The sequence below is a fragment of the Nocardioides sp. CCNWLW239 genome, from assembly GCF_037137035.1.
GTDB lineage: Bacteria > Actinomycetota > Actinomycetes > Propionibacteriales > Nocardioidaceae > Nocardioides.
In genome coordinates, this window is the sequence record NZ_JBBBNW010000001.1 from 268,271 (window position 1) to 288,170 (window position 19,900).

Genomic DNA, 19,900 nt, shown 5'->3' on the forward strand with positions numbered 1-19,900 from the left:
AACATCTTTCACATCAGTCACAGGGTATGGGAAGAGCCCGCGGGGAACTACAGATCTGTAATTCTCCGCAGGCTTCCCGGCGCGATGTTCCGCTCAAGCAGGATCTCGACCCGCTTCGCGGGTTCGCAGGCTCAGACCTCAGCACCCAACGCGCTGTCGGCGGCCTCGAGCTGCTTGAGCTTGGCCGAGCCCTTGGCGTCGTCCTCACCGTAGTGGAGGTATTCGATGCCCTCGTCGACGTCGCCGTCGAAGACGAGCCGGCCGTTCTCCAGGCAGATCACGCGGTCGCACATGCGCTTGACGGAGCCGGCGGCATGGCTGACGTAGACCACGGTGCGGCCGCTGTCGCGGATCTCCTCCATCTTCTCCATGCACTTCTTCTTGAAGGGCTTGTCACCGACGGCGAGGACCTCGTCGGCGAGGAAGATGTCGGAGTCGATGTGGACGGCGACGGAGAACCCCAGCCGGGAGTACTGCCCCGAGGAGTAGTTGCCGACCGGCGAGTTGAGGTGGTCACCGAGCTCGGCGAACTTCACCACGTCGTCGTAGATCTCGGCGGTCTCCTCGGCGGAGAGGCCGTAGATCGCCGCGTTGAGGAAGATGTTCTCCCGACCCGACAGTTGCGGGTGGAAGCCCGCACCCGTCGCGATCAGGCCGGCGATCTGGCCTCGGGTCTTCACCACGCCCTGGTCGGGACGCATCACGCCGCTGATCAGCTTGAGCAGCGTCGACTTGCCGGAGCCGTTGAGCCCCATGAGACCGACGGACTCGCCCTGCTTGATCGTGAAGGTGACGTCGTCCAGCGCCTTGAAGGTGTTGGAGACGGCCCGCCCCTTCATCTTGGCGACGGTGATGTCCTTGATGCTGCGGTGGTAGCGGAGCGTGAAGTTCTTGGTGACTCCGTCCACCACGATCGAATCGGGGTTCATGTCAGACGCTCCGGGATCTTGTTCTCGTACTTGCTGAAGATCAGCTGCGCGATCACCAGCAGCACCAACGAGCCGATGAAAGCCCCGAGGCCCCACAGCCACAGATCATCAGGCAGATGCTTCGCAGCGGTCGCCTCCGGGTCCTTGGTCACCCCGACCCAGAAGGCCTGCTGGAAGAGCAGCACGGCGTCCGAGATCGGGTTGAGCAGGTAGATCCACGACTTGTCCCCGAGGGCGTCCTCGATCATCGAGAACGGGTACATCATCGGTACGCCGAAGCGGATGTAGTTCGTCAGGATCTGCACCGCGCTGCCGAAGTCCCGGAAGAAGACGTTGGCCAGGCTGAAGACCAGGGCGAGGGCCGTGCCGAGCGCCATCACGATGCCGAGCGCGAGCAGCAGGGACGGAACCGTGTCCCAGGACGGCGTCCACCCGCTGAACACGCAGACGACCACCAGGATGAGAGTCGCCGGCACCAGGTGGTAGAGCGAGACCAGCATCGAGGCGACCGGGAACATCTCCTTCGGCATCGCCATCTTCTTCAACAGTCCCTTGTTGCCGAGCAGGGAACGCGTCCCGGCACCGAAGGTTTCGGTGAAGAAGTGGACGATGACGAGCCCGGCGAACAGGTGGACCGGGTAGTTGTCCATCCCCTTGTCCGCGCCCATGATCTTGCCCATGAAGATCCAGTAGACGCAGAACTGCGTCAGCGGGTTGATGTAGGACCAGAAGACGCCGAGGATCGAGTTGGAGTAGCGACCGCTGATCTCCCGCTGCACGAGCAGCTTGAGCAGGTAGCGGCGCTTGAAGACCGACAGCAGCCCGAGGTTCTCCGCGGGCGGCGCCAGCGGCGCATCGACGATCCGGACGGGACGTTCATCAACTCCGGTTGCCATCGGTCCCCTTCTCCTCAGCGACCTTCCACGGTTCGAAGGTCTTCTCCCACGCCTCGGGCGAGGTGAACTCGCGCAGCTGGGAGCGGTATTCCTCGGCCAGCTTGGGCCAACGGCGCTTGAGCTGACGGTGCACCTTGATGGTGTCCTTCAGCATCTGGTTGAAGAGCTTCTTGTCGCGGCGGTAGAAGGCAGCACCCTGCTGGTCATTCATCGACACGATGGCGCTGTCGTACTTGGTGATCCGGTACCACTGGTTGTCCATCGCGGCGAGCTCGGCCTCGGGGAACTCCGTGGAGAGCTTGCGCGGCTTCATGAGCTGCCGGATCGGCGCCTTGAGCGCGGCCAGCTTGACCTCGCGGTTGGTCGGGACCTCGGTGTCTTCCTTGCCCTTCCGCGGCGGCTTGTGGCGGCGTACGGGCGGGAACTCGTCACGGTCGGCCTTGAGCTGCGCGTCCGGGAACTCCTTGACCATCTCGCGTACGGCGGGAAGCTGGGTCGCCAGGGTCTCGTGGAGCTTCGCGGGGCCGGCGAGCACGTCGAGCAGCGCCTGGTGGCGCAGCTTGACGGTCGAGTACTGCATCGAGACCAGGTGCTTGATCTGGTGGGAGAACGACTCGGTGACCATCCGGCCGCCGTCGTCGTAGATCGAGTGCAGCAGCGCGGCGACGAAGCGGTTGCGCTGGTGGAAGTAGGACTGCCAGTCGAGGGCGTCGTTCTTGTCGGTCCACGGGACGTGCCACACGGCCGCACCCGGGAAGGACACGGTCGGGAAGCCGGCCTCCTTGGCCCGCAGGCCGTATTCGGAGTCGTCCCACTTGATGAAGACCGGCAGCGAGAGCCCGATCTCCTCGATCACCTTGCGCGGGATCAGGCACATGAACCAGCCGTTGAAGTCCACGTCGACGCGCTTGTGCAGCCAGCGGGTCGAGCGCAGGTTGCGGGCGCCGAAGTCCCAGTCGCCGTAGACGCCGGGAGCCGACTGCCACCAGAACCGCCACGGCTGGACGATCTCGCCGTAGGAGTGCAGGCGCGACTTGGCGTAGAGCGAGAACATGTGGCCGCCGACGATGGTCGGCCGCTTGGCGAGGTCACCGAAGGTGACCGCACGGATGATGCCCTCCGGCTCGCAGACGACGTCGTCGTCCATCATCAGGGCGTACGTCGCGGTGCCCTTGCGCAGCGACTCGAGCTGACCACGCGCGTAGCCGCCGGAACCACCCAGGTTGCCCTGCTCGATGATGTGCAGCAGGTCACCCAGGGCCTTCTCGGCCGCCGGGAACTCGACGTCGTCGGCCACCTTCTTGGTGCCCTGCTCCATCACGAAGACGGTGTCGAGGTAGGGACGCAGCTGCTCGTCCTCACCCATCTGCGCGAGCAGCTTGGCGCAGAAGTCGGGCTTGTTCATCGTGGTGACGCAGATGTCGACGGTGCCGTGCTCGGCACGGTCGTCGGGGACCTCCGCGGTCCACTCGGCCGAGGTGATGACGGCGTCCTCGTCGGAGGCGACGACGTCGTACCAGTACCAGCCGCCGTCGACGAACGGCTTCAGCGGCAGGTCGAAGGTGAAGGTGCCCTCGGGGTTCGTGCCGGTGTCCGCGGCGTCGACGCGCTGGGAGCGGCCGTTGGCCATCGACTTGTAGACGATGACGCTGGCGCCGCGGCCCTGGAGCGCGACGGTCAGCTTCACGTCGGTGACCACAGTGTGCCGACGCCAGTAGCTGGCCGGGAAGGCGTTGAAGTAGGTGCCGAGCGAGAGTCGCTCGCTCTTCTGGATACGCAGCGCCGTCCGCGACTCGATCTGGTCGGGGTGGATCTGGGTCCCGTCGTTGATCGACTGACGGATCTGGGCGTTGTTGAGCGCCTGGGCCGTCTTGTCGGAGCCGACCTCGTATTTGTCGGCGTCGAGGATGGCGGCCTGGTTGTCGACGTAGAGCGGGATCACGTCGGAGTCACGGTCCAACGGCAGGATCTGCCGCTGGAGCAGTCGGGTCACGCTCATTCGTCAACGCCTCCGGAGGTGAGCGGGGTGCCGTCCTCGAAGTGGGGACGGAGCTTGTTCTCGAACATGGTGAGCGCCGAGGCGATCGCCATGTGCATGTCCAGGTACTTGTAGGTGCCGAGACGGCCACCGAAGAGCACCATCGGCTCCTTCTTGGCCAGGTCGCGGTAGACCAGGATCTTCTCGCGGTTGTCGGCGGTGTTGATCGGGTAGTAGGGCTCGTCGCCCTCCTGGGCGAAGCGGCTGTATTCCCGCACGACGACGGTCTTGCCCGGCTTGTAGCGGTCGGCACGCTCGGGGTGGAGGTGCTTGAACTCCAGCTCACGGGTGAACGGGACCTCGGGGTCGTTGGCGTTCACCACGCCGGTGCCCTGATAGTCGTCCACGTCGAGAATCTCGGACTCGAGGTCCACGGTGCGCCACGACAGCTTGCCGGCGGAGAAGTCGAAGTATTCGTCGACCGGGCCGGTGTAGACGATCGGGACCTTGCCCTTGCAGTCGTCGACGACGGTGAAGAAGTCGGTGTCGAGCATCACCGTGATGTTCGGGTGGTCGGCCATCCGCTCCAGCCACGCGGTGTAGCCGTCGACCGGCAGACCCTCGTACTTGTCGTTGAAGTAGCGGTTGTCGAAGGTGTAGCGGACCGGGAGGCGCGTGATGATGTCCGGCGACAGCTCCTTGGGGTCCTTCTCCCACTGCTTGGCGGTGTAGCCCTTGATGAAGGCCTCGTAGAGGGGGCGGCCGATCAGCGAGATCGCCTTCTCCTCGAGGTTCTGGGCCTCCTCGGTCTTGAACTCGCTGGCCTGCTCGGCGATCAGTGCGCGCGCCTCGTCAGGGGTGTGCGACTTCCCGAAGAACTGGTTGATCAGCGCGAGGTTCATCGGCAGGGAGTAGACCTGCCCCTTGTATTTGCCGAACACCTTGTGCTTGTAGTCGGTGAAGTCGGTGAACTTCCGCACGTAGTCCCACACCTTCTCGTTGGAGGTGTGGAAGAGGTGGGTGCCGTACTTGTGCACCTCGATGCCGGTCTCCTCGTCGAACTCGGAGTAGGCGTTGCCACCGATGTGGGGGCGGCGCTCGATGATGAGCACCTTCTTGTCCAGCTCGGAGGCGGCGCGCTCGGCGATGGTCAGGCCGAAGAGGCCGGAGCCGACGACGACGAGGTCAGGGGTGGTTTCAGGGAAGGACACGATCGCTCAGTCTAGGTCTCTGTGGGTAAGGGGTCGGTCAGGAGGAGGTGGAGGGTGCTGAATTGGGCAGCGTTCGCATGCCCCGCGCAGCGCGCAGGGCTTTGATCACGTTGACGGCCTCGTGCTTGCCGCCGCGTAGCGGGCTGAGGAGGACCACAGCCGCGGTGATGAGCCAGGGCTTGAGACGTACGAGGACGTTCTCGCCGTAGCGGAAGTGGACGACGAAGAGGTTGCGGTACATGTAGAAGCCCTTCCAGCCGGCCAGGTCGTGCTGCTGGCTGAAGTCGAGCTGACGCACGAGCACCGCGTCGCGCACGGCCCAGATGGTGCGGCCGGTGCGGCGGGCGCGGATCGCGAGATCCACGTCGTCGTAGAAGATGAAGTAGGACGGGTCGGGGAGCCCGATCTCCTCGAGGACGGTGCGGCGGATCATGAAGCCCTCGAAGGCGACGTTCTCCACCGGGACCCGCTCGGGCATGGCGTCACGGGTCGGGTAGGTGTCCATCACCGCGGCGGTCTTGGGCTTGATCGCGAGCGGGTTGCGCAGGTCGAACTTCAGCGCGGCCAGCTCGATCAGCTTGCCGTTGCGGTCCTCGCGCACCGAGAAGAGACAGTCCTCGTCCTGGGCGAGCAGCACCTCGAGGCAGTCGTGGGCCGGGACGACGTCGTCGTCGATCAGGTAGAGGCGATCCCAGCCCTGCTCCACGGCGGCCTTGGTGCCGAGGTGGAAGCCACCGGCGCCGCCGAGGTTCTCCGGGCTGTCGATGACCTGGAGGTTGGGCGTGACCGCCTCGGCGAGGACCTGGGCGGTGTGGTCGGTGGACGCGTTGTCGACGACGATCACGGCATCGGCGGGCTGGTCGAGCTTGGTGAGCCCGTCGAGCAGCCCACGCAGCATGTCCGCGCGGTTGTAGGTGACGACGACGATCGCGACCGTCTCACGGGTGGTGCTCAACGAAGGAACCTCTCGTGTCCACTGAAGTCCCCCCGGACGGCCGCCCACCACGCCTGCATCGACAGCCGGATCCGGCTCGGCTGCGGCTTGGTGAGCAGGTAGAACCATAGAGTCTTCGCCACGAAAGCCAAAGCGAAGGGCCACCCGCGGTAGTCGCGCAGGTTGAGCAGGTTGTTGCGCGCCATGCAGTAGTGCTTCAGGTCGCTCGGGGTGTGGTTGTAGGTCGCCCTCCCCCACGCCATCGGGGTGCCCAGATCACCGACGGCCGGGTGGCGCACCTGAGCCCCTACGACGGTCGCGATCCGGGCTCCGGCCTTCTCGGCCCGCAGGCGGTATTCGTGGTCGTCGCCCCAGATGAAGTATTCCGCGCGGGGGTAGCCGATCCGCTCCACGAGCTCGCGGGTGACCAGAACGCCGTTGAACGGGATCACGATGTCCCGGATCAGGCCGTCGGTCGCGGCCTGCTCGACGTCGGCGAGCTGGTGCACGACCTTGGAGCGGCCGGGAAGACGGATCGGGAAGACGAGGCGGCCGGGGTCGTCCTCGTCGACGACGAGCGGCCCCCAGAAGTCGAGGTCGGTCTGCTTGAGCAGCAGTGCCAGGCAGTCAGGGTCGGGCAGACCGTCGTCGTCCATCAGCCAGACCAGATCGGCACCGCGCTCGATGGCCAGCTCCAGGCCGTCGTGGAATCCTCCGGCGCCACCACTGTTGCGCTGCAGGGTGCGGGCGAGCACCGGAACCTGGCGCTGACCCGGCTCCTCGGCACCGTCGAGCTCGGCGAGCCACTGCGACGTACCGTCCGTGGAGGCGTTGTCGATGACGATCACCTCGTCGAGGCCGTCGACCACGTCGAGCCGCTCCAGCAGTCGCTGCAGCAGCTCGAGACGGTTGAAGGTCACCACGACGGCGGCGACACGTTTGCTCCCTGGCACGGATCCAGACTATCCGCGACCGCCAGGTATCCCGGGAATCAGCGAGTCGCCGCGGTCCCCCGTTAACGCGTTGTTCAACAGGCTCAGCACGCCGAGGCGAGGTCGTCGGTCTCGTTGGCCTGGTAGCCCTTGTTGCGCGAACCGAGCGAGCCGCCGGTGACGGGACCGCCCTTGCCGGAGTCGCCGGTGGCCTCGGGCTTGTTCGTGGGGGCGGGCGCCTTGGTCTCGCCGTCCTCGCCGGTGCCGGACGACTCGCTCTGCGACTTGAACGCCTCCTCCTTCTTCGGGGTGGCCTTCTTCACCGCCTTGCGGACCTCGGCATGGATCTTCGACATGTTCGGGTCGGCGGTGTCGACCACGGGCGGCACCAGCGAGAGCGTCGAGATCTTCTGCGACTTCGCCTTCAGCGCCAGCCTCGAGAACAGCTCGATCTCGCTCGGCGGGACGGAGGTGGTGATCGTGGCCCCGGTCGCCTTCGCGACGTCCTGGTAGTGGCGTACGACGTCGGCGGGGCTGGTCTGCTGCAGGATCGCGTTCAGGACGCACTTCTGGCGGGCCATCCGGGAGTAGTCGTCGGAGTCGTGACGGGCCCGGGCGTACCAGAGGGTCTCCCAGCCGTCGAGCTTCTTCACGCCCGGCTCGATGTGGGTGTAGAAGTCGTCGGAGGGGATGCCGACCGGGATCGGCTGGCGTACGTTCAGGGTGACGCCGCCGATCGCGTCCACGATCTCCTCGAAGCCGTTGAGGTCGACGATCGCGTAGTAGCTGATCTGCAGGTCGGTGATGCCCTCGACGGCGTCGACGGTGGCCGCCATGCCCGGGTCCTTCTCGTCCTGGTAGACCTTGTTGTCGTTGGCCCAGGTGCTCACCCCGTTGAGGTAGCAGCCGTCGCAGTCGAAGCCGCGCGGGAACTCCTTGTCCATCGGCGAGCCGTCGTCGAAGGGGAAGTTCTGCAGGTTGCGAGGCAGGCCGATGAGGACGGTGCGGCCGGTGATCGCGTCGATGGAGGCGACCGTGAGCGAGTCCGGGCGCAGGCCCGTGCGCGTCTTCCCACCGTCGGAGTCGGCGCCGGCCAGCAGGATGTTGAAGCGGCCGTTGTGGGCCTCGGCGGCCTCGGCGCCGGCGAAGATCGTCTCGACCATGCCCTTGTGCACGTTGACCAGGTGAGCGCCGAAGAGCATGGTCGCGGCCACCGAGAAGGCCAGCGCGCCGTTGATCGCGACGACGATCCGGCGCTGCTTGAGGTCGAGCTCGAGCGGACGGCCCAGGCGCCACGCGTCGACGAAGAGCGCCGCCCAGGCGATCCCGCCGACGATGAGCCCGAGCCGGAGGACACCGAGCAGCCACGGCCTGGTGCCGAGCTGGAAGAGCAGGCCCTGCCAGACCAGAGAGATGAGGAAGACCAGGACGGCGGTGAGCGCGAGGCCGATGACGGTCCAGATCGCGATCCGGCCGACGCGGCGGTTGCCGGCGACGAGCTGGGCCGAGCCGGGCAGGAGCAGCGTGATCAGCAGCAGCGCCATGGCACGGCGGAACCGCACGCGAGACGCGCGTTCGGCGGCCGTACGCTGGGGCCGGTAGTTCTGATCAGCCATCACTCGTCCCTCGGGTAAGAGTTTGCACCGCCAGTATCACTAGTCACACACGTAACACGGGGGTGCGACGCGCCGACCAACTCTATCGGCGCGGCACGGTACCTTTGAGCGCATGCCAAACCCCCGCAACCCTGGCAACCCCAACGATCCCCGGTCGCAGCAGTACGGCTGGGCGTACGGGAGTGGCCAGTCCGCTCCGTCCTCCGGACCGGAGCCCACCAACGTCATGCCCACGGTCCGGCGACCCTCCGCGGGCTCGCCGCCCCCGGCGCCGCCGCGCGGCGGCTACGATCGGCCGCTTCCCCAGCCGGGGGAGATCGCGCCGACGCCGGGTCAGGGCCGTGACCACGGCTACAACCAGGGGTATGACCAGGGCTACGGCCAGCAGGGTGGCTGGAGCCAGCCGAGCGAGTACGGCGGCGGCAACGGTGGTTTCGGCGGTCCCGGAGGTCGGGGCGACGGCTACGGCGGCGGTCGCGGGGGCCGTGCTCCGAAGCCCAAGAAGCGCCACCCGTTCCGCACGTTTCTCGCCATCGTGCTGATCCCGGTGCTGATCCTGGTCGGCGCCGTCGCCTGGATCGGCATCAGCGCCTGGAACAAGGTCGACAAGGTGGCCTACGAGCCGACCGCCGGCGAGCGGCCGGCGGACCAGCCGGGCAAGACCTACCTCATCGTCGCCAGCGACTCGCGCGAAGGTCTGACCGCCGAGGAGAAGAAGAAGCTGCACACCGGCGACGCCGCCGGCAGCCGCACCGACACGATCAAGCTGCTGCACACCGGCGGCGGCAAGACCATCGTCGTCACCATCCCGCGCGACTCCAACGTGAACGTGCCCGGATACGGGCGCACCAAGATCAACGCCGCGTTCGCGCACGGCGGCCCCGAGCTGCTGGTGCAGACGATCGAGGAGAACACCGGCATCCGCATCGACGGCTACGTCGAGATCGGCATGGGCGGGCTCGCCCGGCTGGTCGACGGCGTCGGCGGCGTCAAGATCTGTCCCAAGCAGGACATGAAGGACGACCTGGCCGGGCTGGACATCGAGAAGGGCTGCCAGGAGGTCGACGGCGCGACCGCACTGGCGTACGCACGCTCACGGCACGTGGAGAGCACCGGCGACCTGGCGCGAGGCGTCAACCAGACCGAGGTCATCTCCGGGATCGGCAAGAAGATGACCAACCCGGGCACCGTGCTCAACCCGTTCAAGCTCGCCCAGATGGGCAAGGGCGCCGAGGGCCTCAAGGTCGGCAAGGGCATGAGCGTCTTCGGCGGCGCGAAGTTCGCCTGGGCGTTCAAGTCGCTGGCCGACGGCTCCGCGATGACCTGCGGCGTCCCGATCGCCAACATGTCGGTCGACTGGGACAAGGACCGGGCCCTGGAGATGTTCGGCCACATCAAGGACGACACCATCGACGACATCCCGAACGAGCTCTGCACGCCCACCGGCCTGCCGAAGAGCGTCACCGGCTGATCTCAGCCCCGAACGCAGCCGTCCCTACTGACTTTCGTCGGTAGGGACGGCTGCTTTTCGTCCACTGTCCGTGGCCGCGTACGTCCCTAGGTTCGGAGCATGATCACTTTGGACCACCTGACCAAGAGGTACGGCGCGACCACCGCGGTCGACGACCTCACCGTGCAGATAGAACCCGGACGGGTCACCGGCTTCCTCGGACCCAACGGCGCCGGGAAGTCCACCACGATGCGGATGATCCTCGGACTGGACCGACCCACCTCCGGCACCGCCACGATCGACGGCCGGCCCTACGTCTCGTTGCGGCGTCCGCTGCGCGAGGTCGGGGCGCTGCTGGACGCCAAGGCCGTGCACCCGGGTCGCCGGGTGCGTACGCATCTGGTGGCGATGGCGCGGAGCAACTCGATCCCGGTGGCCCGGGTGGACGAGGTGCTCGAGCGGGTCGGGCTGACCGGGGTCGCCCGCCGGCGGGCCGGCAACCTGTCGCTCGGGATGAGCCAGCGGCTCGGGATCGCAGGCGTGCTGCTCGGCGACCCGCGGGTGATGCTCTTCGACGAACCGGTCAACGGGCTCGATCCCGACGGGGTGATGTGGATCCGGAAGCTGCTGCGGTCGCTGGCCGCGGAGGGGCGTACGGTCCTGGTGTCCAGCCACCTGATGAGCGAGATGCAGCAGACCGCCGACCATCTGGTGGTGCTGGGTCGCGGGCGGCTGCTCGCGGACTCGCCGCTGGACTCGTTCGTCGCCGGGCACGGGTCGCTCGAAGAGGCGTACTTCCGGCTGACCGCCGGCAGCGTCGAGTACACGGGAAGCGAGGTGGCCTGATGCTTGCCACGATCTCGTCCGAATGGACCAAGCTCTGGTCGGTCCGCTCGACCTGGTGGTGCCTGATCGGCGCGGCGGCGCTGATGGCGCTCTACTCGGTCCCGCTGGGTTTCGACGCGGCCGAGCCCAACCCGGACCTCTCCCACGCCGACCAGCTCCTCCACGTCGAGGACGTCGCCACGGCCGGGCTGCTGTTCACCCAGTTCGCGCTGATCGCGCTGGCCCTGCTGACGGTGACCTCGGAGTATGCCTCCGGCAGCATGCGTACGACCCTGCAGTGCGAACCCCGGCGCGGCCGGGTGCTGGCCGCGAAGCTCGTCGTGGTCGAGGCCGTCGCCCTGGTCGCCGGAGCGTTGCTCGCCTTCCTCGGTGCAGGCCTCGGCTATCTGACGGCGGGTGACTACGGGGTCTTCGACCTCTCCGCGGTGGCCACGACTGCAGGCAAGGTCAGCGTCTACATGGGCGTCGTCGTCGCACTGGCCATCGGGCTGGCGGTGGCGCTGCGCAGCACCGCGGGTGCGCTCGTGGTCGCCTTCCTGGCGCTCTTCCTGCTGCCGATGGTGCTGATGATGAGCGGGATGGACCTGATGACCGACGTCTCCTACTACCTGCCGGGGACGGCCGGGACGGAGTATCTCGGCATCGGGATCGCGACGCTCTTCGGACTCGACGACGGGCTCCCGTATGACGCCGCCGGCGGACTCGGGCTCTTCGCCGCCTGGTCCGCCGTCACGCTGCTGGCAGGTTATGTGGTGTTCCGCCGACGCGATGCCTGATCACCGGTGAGAAGCCCGATCCTCGCTCACGAGCCCTGCCTCGTGGGCGAGGATCGCTGCCTGCACCCGGTTGCGTACGCCGAGACGCCCGAAAGCGCTGCTCAGATAGGCCTTCACGGTGCCCTCCACGAGATGGAGACGGCGGCCGATCTCGGCGTTGGAGAGCCCTGCGCCGACCAGCGCCATCACCTCGCGTTCGCGGTCGGTGAGAGCGGCGACCTTGGCCCGCGCATCGGCGGAGCGCGACATCCGGTCGCCGGCACCGGCGCCGAGCTCGGCGATGACCCGTTGGGCGACCCGCGGCGAGAGGTAGGCGGCGCCCTCGGCGACCGCATGCACGCCCGCGAGCAGCTCGCGCGGGTCGCCGGACTTCAGCAGGAACCCGCTCGCTCCGTCGCCGAGCGCTCGGGCGATGTAGGCGTCCTCGGAGAAGGTGGTCAGCATGACCCGTGCGGTCTCCGGCACGGTCCGGGCGATCTCGGCCCCGGCGGCCAGGCCGTCCATCCGCGGCATCCGTACGTCGAGCAGCGCGACGTCGGGCCGGTGGCGCTGTGCGGCGTCGACCGCCTCGCGCCCGTCGGCGGCTTCGGCGACCACCTCGATCGCCGCGTCGGTCTCCAGGATCGCGCGTACGCCGGCGCGGACCATCGCCTCGTCATCGGCGAGCAGCACCCGGATCACAGCTTCACCTCGCGTCGTCGGTCGGCACGGGCCGGGAGATCGGCGACCACCTCGAACCCGCCGGCCGCGGTGGGGCCGTGACGCAGCGTGCCACCGGCGGCGCGGGCGGCCTCCTCGAGCCCGGCCAGACCGAGCCCGGTGGTCGCGCCGGCCCGGGGCGGGAGGGTCGCGCGGCCGTTGCTCACCACGAGACGTACGCCGTCGGCCGTGGTGTCCACCGAGACCGTCACAACCGATCCGGGGGCATGTCGGGCAGCGTTGGTCAGGGCCTCCTGCACGATCCGGTGCGCGGCGGCGTCCCGCACCGCCGTGGCGCCGGAGCTCGTGTCGAGCGAGCCCGTCAGGCGTACGTCCATCCCCGACTCCCGCGCGCGTTCGACCAATCCGGCGATCCCGGGCGCGCCCGGGGTCAGCGGCGGCTCCTCCTCCGCTGGGCGAAGGACGCCGACGATCTCGCCGAGCCGTTCGGTCGCCTCGGCGGCGGCCGTACGGATGGCGCCGGCCGCCTTCTGATGGGGCTCGGAGAGCCCCGGAGCCACCTCGAGAGCGCCGGCGCGGAGCGCGATCAGGCTGAGCTCGTGACCCAGCGAGTCGTGCATCTCCTGGGCGATCCGGGCGCGTTCGGTGAGCTGGACCTGCTCGATCTCCGTCGAGTGGCTGCGGGCGACCTGGCGCAGATAGCGGCCGCTGAGCCAGGGCAGCGCCATGAAGACGATCATGTTGCCGGCCAGCGCCACGCGTACCCCGCCGTCGTTCACGACCGCATCGATCACCGTCAGCGTCGCCACGGCTACGGCCGTCACGACCGCGGACGGCCACACCCGGTCGGCCCATCTGCCGACGAGGAAGCTGATCAGGACCGCGAAAGCGACATAGCTGATCAGGATCCAGCCGTCGTTGGCCACCACCGTGCCACCGACCAGCGCACACACCAGCGCCACCGCGACCGCAGGGTGCCTGGGGCGGACCCACATCGCGAGCGCGACACCGAAGACACCCACCACCGCCGACCAGCCCGACCACTGCGGGTGGCCGGCACTGCTCATGTAGAGGTGCTCGGCGGCGACCGCCACCACGAGCAGTCCCGAGAGGATCCCCAGGACGCGAAATGGCTCAGCCCAGGCTCGGGGCCGGCGCAGCAGACTCACCCTCACCACGGTAGTTGCGGCTTCGCTCCGGACGTACCGACTTTCGACAGTATGTAGACACCAGGCAGACCCACCCTTCCGTAGCCGAACGTAAGCGATACAGACTGTGGCCCATGGCTTACGAGACCCTGACCTTCGACGTGGACGCCGACGGCATCGCGCTCCTGACCCTCAACCGCCCCGACGCGCTCAACTCGTTCACCGTGACGATGGCGCGCGAGCTGGAGGAGGTCTTCACCACCGACGCGATGGCCGACGAGGTGCGCGCGGTGATCGTCACCGGCGCCGGACGCGCCTTCTGCGCAGGCATGGACCTGTCGGCGGAGGGCAACGTGTTCGGCCTCGACGAGTCGCTGCAGCCGACGCCCGAGAAGCTCGCCGAGCACCTCGCCGACCCGGCCAAGCACCCCGAGTACGCCGAGGGCGTACGCGACACCGGGGGCAAGGTCACCCTCGCGATCCACGCGCTCCCCAAGCCGGTGATCGCCGCGGTCAACGGGCCCGCGGTCGGCATCGGCGCCACCATGCTGTGCGCGATGGATGCGCGCCTGGCGTCGTCCAAGGCGAAGATCGGCTTCGTCTTCGGCAAGCTCGGCATCGTCCCCGAGGCCTGCTCCTCCTACTTCCTGCCCCGGGTCGTGGGGATCCCCCGCGCCCTGGAGTGGCTCTACACCGCCGAGATCCTCGACCCCGACCAGGCGCTCGACGGTGGCCTGGTCCGCAGCATCCACCTGCCCGACGAGCTGCTGCCCGCGGCCTTCGAGCTGGCGCGGAGGTTCACCCAGAACCGGTCCCCCGCCGGCACCGCGCTCGTGCGACAGCTGATCACCCGCAATGCCTCCGCACGCCATCCCATCGAGGCTCACCTGGCCGACTCGCTGGCGATGTTCTACAGCTCGATCGGCGACGGCAAGGAGGGCGTCGCGGCCTTCCTGGAGAAGCGTGACCCGAAGTTCGCCGCGAAGGCGTCCGAGGTTCCTGACGTCTTCCCCGGGGATATTTTTACGGGCTGACCTGCACCGTTGGCCACATACCCCCTGGCCTGTCGGGAGATCGTGGGCTACCGTCGAAAGTGGGCCCGCCCGCTGGTCCCTCACCCGGGTGTGGCCGCGGCCGGCACGCAGTGCCCAACCCGAGATGGGCGCGTGTCGGCCGCCTCTCGGCGCCGTCCCAGGAGATGCCAGCCCTACGCGCCGATCAGGCGTGCGTACTCCTCGACGATCGCGTCGACCGGCTGGTCGACGTCGATGGCGCACCCGGCCTCGTCCTTCTCGAGCGGCTCGAGCGTCCGGAACTGGCTCTCCAGCAGCGAGGCCGGCATGAAGTGGCCCGGCCGGCTCGCCTGACGTCTGGCGATCACCTCGCGGGTGCCCTCCAGGTGCAGGAAGGTGACCTCGGGGAGGTGCCGGCGGAGCTGGTCGCGGTATTTCCGCTTCAGCGCCGAGCAGCTCATCACACCGCCACGCTCGGCGTGCCGGGCGAGCCACTCCCCGACCGCCTCCAGCCACGGGTAGCGGTCGTCGTCGTCGAGCGCGATCCCGGCGGTCATCTTCTCGATGTTCGCCTGCGGGTGCAGGTCGTCGGCGTCCTCGAACGGGACCCGCAGCCTGCCCGCGATCGCCGCCCCGATCGTCGACTTCCCCGAGCCCGAGACACCCATCACGACCAGCACCGGTTTCGCCATCAGACCATCGTACGGGCGTAGAGGGCCTCGAGGTCGGCGAAGTGCCGCTGCGTCCCCGCCTCCTGGTAGGAGGAGGTGTCCGCCATCGTGTAGCCGTGCGGGGCGTCGGGGTAGATCAGGTTGGTGTGAGCCACCCCGGCGTCCTCGAGCGCCCGACCGAGATCGGCGACATGCTCCGGCGTCATCGAACGGTCGTGGTCGGCATGACCGAAGTAGTACTCCGCCGTCGTCCCGGCGATGCAGGTGTGCGGCGAGTCCGCGGCCGCGGTGACCAGCCCTCCGCCGTGGAACCCGCCGACCGCGACGAACTCCTCGGGGAACAGCCCGGCGGTCCGCACCGCCAGCCGCGCGCCCATGCAGTAGCCGTGCGTCGCGAGCGGGCCGGTGACGTGGGTCCGGAGAGCCTGGACGTACGCCGGGATGTCGACCTCCAGGCGGGCCACGGTGAGTCCACGCACCCGGGCCATCGCACGGTCCGCGAAGTAGGCGTCCCGAGCCGCAGGGTCGCGGAGGTCGGCGGTCGGCGCCAGCTCGGCCACGCTGCCGTCGCGGTAGAACGTGTTGGGCGCGAGCACGAGGTAACCCCAGGACGCGACCTGCTCGATCATCTCGGCCAGCCGTGGTCGCAGGCCGATCGCATCCATGTAGACGAGCACCCCGCCCTTCGGTGCACTCTCGGGCCGGGCGAGGTAGGCCTCGGCGGTGCCGTCGGGGGTCTGGATCTCGATCAGCTCAACCACGACCATCACGCTACTGCCATGCTCGTAGCCATGACCCAGCACCCAGAAACGCTGCACCTCGAGTCCTCCCGCGCGATCCCGGCCGCCTACGAGACCGCCCTCGCCCGCGTTCTCCCTGCTCCGCTGCCGCAGATCTTCGGTCGCCGGTACGCCGCGATCAGCCCCATCGCCGAGGTCCGCGACCAGGCCGGCGGCTGGGACTCCGTCGGCGAGACCCGCACGATCGTCCTCTCCGACGGAGCGACCATGCGGGAGACTCTGACCACCATCGATGCCCCGTCGTCGTTCTCCTACGAGATCACGCCGCTCACCGGGCCGCTCAAGCTGCTCGTCGGCCACGTCGTCGGCCGCTGGTCCTTCGCACCTGCTGGCACCGGCACCAGGGTCACCTGGTCGTGGTCCGTCACTCCTTCTTCTCGTGTGGGAGCGGTTGCGATGCCTGTGTTCGGGTGGATGTGGAAGGGGTATGCGCGGTTGGGTTTGGAGGCTTTGGAGGGGGTTTTGGTTGAGGGTGTTCGTTGAAGGAGTTCGTTGAGGGCTGAGCTTCTTGATTTGCCGCGTGGGGGGCGTCGTGTTTTGGGGTGGCCGCTGCCGCCGACCCTTCTTCGAGGGTCTTCTCGACGTGACCCGGCGTCAAGGACGGCCTGCGGCCGCCGGCTTCGCCGGTCGCCTTCGGCGATCCTTGACACCGGGTCACGTCGAGAAAAAACTTGGCTGGCTATCGGGTCGGCGGCAGGGGTGTGGTGCGGAGGTCTGGGTTGGGTGCGGGATTGGGTCTGGGGGCTGAACGAACGTTCGTTCAGCCCCGACCGTGCCGGGCTGAGGAACCACGGGTTGGCGGGTGAAAGAAGATTTTCTTTCACCGGTGGACAGGGCTCTTGGTGGGATGAACGAACGTTCGTTCAGCGCGAAGGGTGCCTGTTCCCGGGACAGTGTGCCTCCGGCCACACCGGGGCCGCCGTCCCGATAGCCAGCCAAATCTTTTCTCGACGTGGTCCGGTGTCAAGGATCGCCGAAGGCGACCGGCGTAGCCGGCGGCCGCAGGCCGTCCTTGACTCCGGGGCACGGCGAGAAGACCCTCGAAGAACGGGGCGGCGGCCCACAGTTCCATGAAAAACAGTCACCAAAAGAGCGGGTTACGCCACCCCGAATTCACTCCACCCCATGCCGCTTGATGAACGAGAGAATCTGCTCCGACAGCTCCGGCCGACACACGATCACATCAGGCAGATACACGTCGTCCTGGTTGTAGCGCAGCGGCGACCCGTCGATCCGGGAGGTGAACAGCCCGGCGGCGGCGGCGACGGCTACGGGAGCAGCCGAGTCCCACTCGTACTGCCCGCCTGCGTGGACGTACGCGTCGGAGATGTCCCGCACGACCGACATCATCTTCACGCCGGCCGACCCCATCGGGACCAGCTCGGCGCCGAGCTCCTCGGCCAGTGCCTCGACGAACGCGGGCGGACGGCTGCGGGAGACGGCGATGCGGGGGCGGGGTGAGGTCGACGGCGGTACGACGGGTGCTGCGCCGGTGTGGAACGTGCTCTGCACGGAGGCGTCGGCCAGGGCCGGCTGAGCGACGGCGCCGGCGATCAGCTCACCGCCGTTGGACGAGCCCCACAACGCCACGTGCACAGCCCAGTCGTCGCGCGGCGGCTCGGAGAACTCCCGGGTGCCGTCGAGCGGGTCGATGATCCACACCCGGTCCTTGGTGAGCCGCTCCTTGGAGTCCTTGCCCTCCTCGGACAGGACGGCGTCCTCCGGCCGGTACTTCGCGACGAGCTCCATCAGGAGCTCGTGGGCCGCCAGGTCGCCGGCGTCCTTCAGCTCTTTGCCCTCCAGGCCCGAGGTGGCACGCACCTCGAGCAGGCGGCGTCCGGCCGTCTCGGCCAGCCAGGCGGCCAGCAGGTGGTCGGAGGCGAGGATCTCGGTCGTAGGCTCAGTCACCCGCGGCACTCTATCGAGACGTCCGCCGGTTCCGTTGCAGGGCCAGCCCGAGGCCGATCGCGGCGACCAGCGCCACCCCGGTCAGAACGGAGCGGAGGACCAGCCCGGTCTTGGCGCGCTCGTGCTCATCGGTGACGTCGTCGGCCATGGTCTCGGCCGAGGTCAGGATCACCTCGAGAAGACTCTGGATATAGGCGACGGCGCCGTCGGACCAGGTGCGTACGATCGGCTCACCCTTCGACGCCGCCTTCAGCTCCTTGGCGACACCGCTGATGCTGCCGGTCGCCGCGACGTCGCGGACCGTGCGCTGCACCATCATCGCGCCCGAGCCCTTGTCGAAGGTGCCGTCGGAGATCCGGTCCAGGTCCGCCTGCAGGGTGGGCGAGGCACCCGAGTAGAACGCCGAGGACGCCTTCACCCAGGAAGCCTCCGCGTCGGTGAGCTCCTTGACCGACTTCGTGCTGATCTGGTTCTCGGAGAGCGCCACGATCACGATCTCCCGCTCGATGCTGAACGCCTCGGCGGCCGCTTTCAGGTTGCTGAGGTTGCGGATCTGGTCGCCGGTCTCGTCGTCCTCCAGCTCCGGCAGCTGCGCGGCGAGCGCCAGCAGGTTGCTGGCCAGCCCCGTGTAGACCTCGCGGGCGGCCTCTTGGCTGGCCCGGTCACCCTCCTGCATCTCGACCCGGCGGAGCTCGAAGTCGTCGAGCACCTCGCTGATGTCGTGGTGCAGGGTTCGGAGCTCGGGATCGCCGTCCACGTCGATCTTGGCCGCAGCGGTCTGCCACTCCTCGATCGCGAGGTCGGTGGTGTGCAGGTAGGTGGAACGTACGTTGACCGGCGCCTGTGCGACGGGCTGAAGGGCGTCCCGTTCGAAGATCACGTCGACGGCGAGCTCGATGGTCTCCGGGAGCGCCTCGCTGAGCGCGGCCGCCCGACCCGTCTCCGACGAACCCCGGAAAGCGGCGAACGTCGCCCAGCCGCCGACGGCCACCCCGAGCAGGGCGACGGCCAGCAGGATGCTCACCGCCCGGTGGCTACGCCCAGGGCGCTTCGCCGCCCGCGCACCGCCCGTCGGGATCGGGCCGCTGGCGCCGATCTTCGAGAACCCGCCGGTCCCCGCGGGGGCAGCAGCAGGGAACGAGCCGCTCCCGGCGTACGCCTCGAAGGCACCGGAGGTGCTGATCGGTCCGGAGGTGCTGATCGGGCCCGAGGCGTGGGTCGCGCGCGGCCTCGGCACCTGCGCGTCGAAGACCGGCAGCGGACCCGACCCGGTGAGCACCGCGACGACATCCTGGGCGCTTGGCCGCTGTGCGGGCTCCTTGGCCATCATCATCGCCACCAGGTCGTCGATGATCCCCGGGACCGAGACGCTGCTGCTGACCCGCGGGATGGGCGCGGTGGCGTGCTGGTAGACGACCGTCGCAGGCGCACCGCCGGCGTAGGGGGTTCGCCCGGTGAGCATCTCGAAGAAGACGCAGCCCAGCGAGTAGATGTCGCTCGGCGGACCGACCTCGCCGCCCGAGCCGCGCTCGGGTGAGAGGTAGCCGAGACTTCCGACGACGTCGTGGGTGGAGGTCAGCCGTTGGTCGCCCAGCCGGGCGAGCTGGGCGATCCCGAAGTCGACGATCCTGATCCGGCGGTCGCCGTCGTAGACGAGGTTGGACGGCTTGATGTCACGGTGGACGATGCCCTGACCGTGGACCGCGGCGAGAGTTCGCGCAGCCTGGACGACGACCTCGCCGGCCTCGCGGGCGATCAGCGGACCGTGGGAGCGCAGCCGCTCGCCGAGGTCGGGCCCGGGCAGCAGCTCCATGACGAGGAAGGCCATCGGCCCGCTGTCGGTCCGCTCGATCCCGGCGTCGTGGACCTGCACGGTGCCGGGGTGGCTGGCGGCCGCGGTGGAGAGCGCTTCGCGTCGGAACCGCTCGACCATGGTCGGGTCGGCCGACGTCCTGACGATCTTCACCGCGACCCAGCGCTGCAGGGTGAGGTCCAGGGCTTGCCAGACCTCGCCCATACCGCCTCGCCCGATCAGGCGGTGCAGCTCATAACGGCCGGCGATCGTGGGGTGGGGGGAGGTTTGCATGGGGGACGGTCCCGTCGATGATCAAGTTGTTCGTTCGTGCACGGTT

At 68.4% G+C, this 19,900-nt stretch carries 18 protein-coding genes; 5 read left to right on the forward strand and 13 right to left on the reverse strand.

The genetic code is table 11. The features are described from left to right. Positions 1 to 131 precede the first annotated feature (131 nt). From WBG06_RS01280 to WBG06_RS01310, 7 genes are all read right to left on the reverse strand, one after another. Entirely contained in the window at positions 132 to 929 is a 798-nt protein-coding gene (locus WBG06_RS01280; RefSeq protein ID WP_336734343.1) for an ABC transporter ATP-binding protein, read from the reverse strand. Next, positions 926 to 1,825: an ABC transporter permease gene (locus WBG06_RS01285; protein ID WP_336734344.1), complete on the reverse strand. Its 900-nt coding sequence runs from the start codon at positions 1,823 to 1,825 to the stop codon at positions 926 to 928. Before WBG06_RS01285 ends, WBG06_RS01280 begins: the two co-directional genes overlap by 4 nt. Beyond that, on the reverse strand, positions 1,809 to 3,824 hold the full coding sequence (locus WBG06_RS01290; RefSeq protein WP_336734346.1) for a glycosyltransferase: 2,016 nt from the start codon (positions 3,822 to 3,824) through the stop codon (positions 1,809 to 1,811). Before WBG06_RS01290 ends, WBG06_RS01285 begins: the two co-directional genes overlap by 17 nt. Then, complete coding sequence (gene glf / locus WBG06_RS01295) at positions 3,821 to 5,014, reverse strand: UDP-galactopyranose mutase (protein WP_336734348.1); 1,194 nt, start codon at positions 5,012 to 5,014, stop codon at positions 3,821 to 3,823. Before glf ends, WBG06_RS01290 begins: the two co-directional genes overlap by 4 nt. 37 nt (positions 5,015 to 5,051) lie before the next feature. Further along, positions 5,052 to 5,969, reverse strand: a complete 918-nt coding sequence (locus tag WBG06_RS01300) for a glycosyltransferase (protein WP_336734349.1) — start codon at positions 5,967 to 5,969, stop codon at positions 5,052 to 5,054. Then, a complete protein-coding gene (locus WBG06_RS01305) occupies positions 5,966 to 6,901 on the reverse strand; it encodes a glycosyltransferase family 2 protein (protein ID WP_336734350.1) in 936 nt (311 codons plus the stop codon). The genes WBG06_RS01300 and WBG06_RS01305 overlap by 4 nt, the downstream gene beginning before the upstream one ends. An 83-nt stretch (positions 6,902 to 6,984) precedes the next feature. Then, positions 6,985 to 8,496: an LCP family glycopolymer transferase gene (locus WBG06_RS01310; protein WP_336734351.1), complete on the reverse strand. Its 1,512-nt coding sequence runs from the start codon at positions 8,494 to 8,496 to the stop codon at positions 6,985 to 6,987. A 112-nt stretch (positions 8,497 to 8,608) separates the two neighbouring features. Between WBG06_RS01310 and WBG06_RS01315 the strand changes: the two genes are divergently transcribed. The 3 genes from WBG06_RS01315 to WBG06_RS01325 all read left to right on the forward strand — a co-directional run bounded on the left by WBG06_RS01315 (position 8,609) and on the right by WBG06_RS01325 (position 11,568). Further along, entirely contained in the window at positions 8,609 to 9,967 is a 1,359-nt protein-coding gene (locus WBG06_RS01315) for an LCP family protein (protein WP_336734352.1), read from the forward strand. Between the two features lie 99 nt (positions 9,968 to 10,066). After that, entirely contained in the window at positions 10,067 to 10,792 is a 726-nt protein-coding gene (locus WBG06_RS01320; protein ID WP_336734354.1) for an ABC transporter ATP-binding protein, read from the forward strand. Next, entirely contained in the window at positions 10,792 to 11,568 is a 777-nt protein-coding gene (locus WBG06_RS01325) for an ABC transporter permease subunit (protein WP_336734355.1), read from the forward strand. Before WBG06_RS01320 ends, WBG06_RS01325 begins: the two co-directional genes overlap by 1 nt. Here WBG06_RS01325 and WBG06_RS01330 read toward each other — a convergent pair whose 3' ends face one another. Both WBG06_RS01330 and WBG06_RS01335 read right to left on the reverse strand, forming a co-directional pair. After that, a complete protein-coding gene (locus WBG06_RS01330; RefSeq protein WP_336734357.1) occupies positions 11,569 to 12,249 on the reverse strand; it encodes a response regulator transcription factor in 681 nt (226 codons plus the stop codon). After that, positions 12,246 to 13,397, reverse strand: coding sequence for a sensor histidine kinase (locus WBG06_RS01335; RefSeq protein ID WP_336734359.1), 1,152 nt, complete (start codon positions 13,395 to 13,397; stop codon positions 12,246 to 12,248). The genes WBG06_RS01330 and WBG06_RS01335 overlap by 4 nt, the downstream gene beginning before the upstream one ends. Before the next feature lie 113 nt (positions 13,398 to 13,510). On the opposite strand from WBG06_RS01335, the gene WBG06_RS01340 reads away from it, so the two are divergent. Further along, positions 13,511 to 14,410: a crotonase/enoyl-CoA hydratase family protein gene (locus WBG06_RS01340; RefSeq protein WP_336734361.1), complete on the forward strand. Its 900-nt coding sequence runs from the start codon at positions 13,511 to 13,513 to the stop codon at positions 14,408 to 14,410. A 173-nt stretch (positions 14,411 to 14,583) separates the two neighbouring features. Here the strand turns inward: WBG06_RS01340 and WBG06_RS01345 are convergent, their stop codons facing one another. Next, entirely contained in the window at positions 14,584 to 15,081 is a 498-nt protein-coding gene (locus tag WBG06_RS01345; protein ID WP_336734363.1) for a gluconokinase, read from the reverse strand. Then, the gene (locus WBG06_RS01350; RefSeq protein ID WP_336735636.1) at positions 15,081 to 15,827 is read right to left on the reverse strand and encodes a dienelactone hydrolase family protein; all 747 of its coding nucleotides are present in this window, start codon (positions 15,825 to 15,827) and stop codon (positions 15,081 to 15,083) included. Before WBG06_RS01350 ends, WBG06_RS01345 begins: the two co-directional genes overlap by 1 nt. A 24-nt stretch (positions 15,828 to 15,851) precedes the next feature. On the opposite strand from WBG06_RS01350, the gene WBG06_RS01355 reads away from it, so the two are divergent. Then, complete coding sequence (locus tag WBG06_RS01355; protein ID WP_336734365.1) at positions 15,852 to 16,343, forward strand: SRPBCC family protein; 492 nt, start codon at positions 15,852 to 15,854, stop codon at positions 16,341 to 16,343. Positions 16,344 to 16,973: 630 nt separating this feature from the next. On the opposite strand, the gene WBG06_RS01360 is transcribed toward WBG06_RS01355, so the two are convergent. Together WBG06_RS01360 and WBG06_RS01365 are read right to left on the reverse strand one after the other, a co-directional pair. Then, positions 16,974 to 17,768, reverse strand: coding sequence for a 3'(2'),5'-bisphosphate nucleotidase CysQ (locus WBG06_RS01360; protein WP_336734366.1), 795 nt, complete (start codon positions 17,766 to 17,768; stop codon positions 16,974 to 16,976). 10 nt (positions 17,769 to 17,778) lie between these two features. Continuing rightward, positions 17,779 to 19,854 carry a serine/threonine-protein kinase gene (locus WBG06_RS01365; protein WP_336734368.1) on the reverse strand — a complete coding sequence of 692 codons (2,076 nt, stop codon included), beginning with the start codon at positions 19,852 to 19,854 and terminating at the stop codon, positions 17,779 to 17,781. Positions 19,855 to 19,900: the final 46 nt, after the last annotated feature.

What these genes read in the sequence shown, in the direction of transcription:
- WBG06_RS01315 (WP_336734352.1), top strand. Translation starts at nt 8,609, where the DNA reads ATGCCAAACCCCCGCAACCCTGGCAACCCCAACGATCCCCGGTCGCAG.
- WBG06_RS01280 (WP_336734343.1), bottom strand. Translation starts at nt 929, where the DNA reads ATGAACCCCGATTCGATCGTGGTGGACGGAGTCACCAAGAACTTCACG.
- WBG06_RS01365 (WP_336734368.1), bottom strand. Translation starts at nt 19,854, where the DNA reads ATGCAAACCTCCCCCCACCCCACGATCGCCGGCCGTTATGAGCTGCAC.
- WBG06_RS01290 (WP_336734346.1), bottom strand. Translation starts at nt 3,824, where the DNA reads ATGAGCGTGACCCGACTGCTCCAGCGGCAGATCCTGCCGTTGGACCGT.
- WBG06_RS01350 (WP_336735636.1), bottom strand. Translation starts at nt 15,827, where the DNA reads ATGGTCGTGGTTGAGCTGATCGAGATCCAGACCCCCGACGGCACCGCC.
- WBG06_RS01320 (WP_336734354.1), top strand. Translation starts at nt 10,067, where the DNA reads ATGATCACTTTGGACCACCTGACCAAGAGGTACGGCGCGACCACCGCG.
- WBG06_RS01340 (WP_336734361.1), top strand. Translation starts at nt 13,511, where the DNA reads ATGGCTTACGAGACCCTGACCTTCGACGTGGACGCCGACGGCATCGCG.
- WBG06_RS01355 (WP_336734365.1), top strand. Translation starts at nt 15,852, where the DNA reads ATGACCCAGCACCCAGAAACGCTGCACCTCGAGTCCTCCCGCGCGATC.
- WBG06_RS01310 (WP_336734351.1), bottom strand. Translation starts at nt 8,496, where the DNA reads ATGGCTGATCAGAACTACCGGCCCCAGCGTACGGCCGCCGAACGCGCG.
- WBG06_RS01325 (WP_336734355.1), top strand. Translation starts at nt 10,792, where the DNA reads ATGCTTGCCACGATCTCGTCCGAATGGACCAAGCTCTGGTCGGTCCGC.
- WBG06_RS01285 (WP_336734344.1), bottom strand. Translation starts at nt 1,825, where the DNA reads ATGGCAACCGGAGTTGATGAACGTCCCGTCCGGATCGTCGATGCGCCG.
- WBG06_RS01345 (WP_336734363.1), bottom strand. Translation starts at nt 15,081, where the DNA reads ATGGCGAAACCGGTGCTGGTCGTGATGGGTGTCTCGGGCTCGGGGAAG.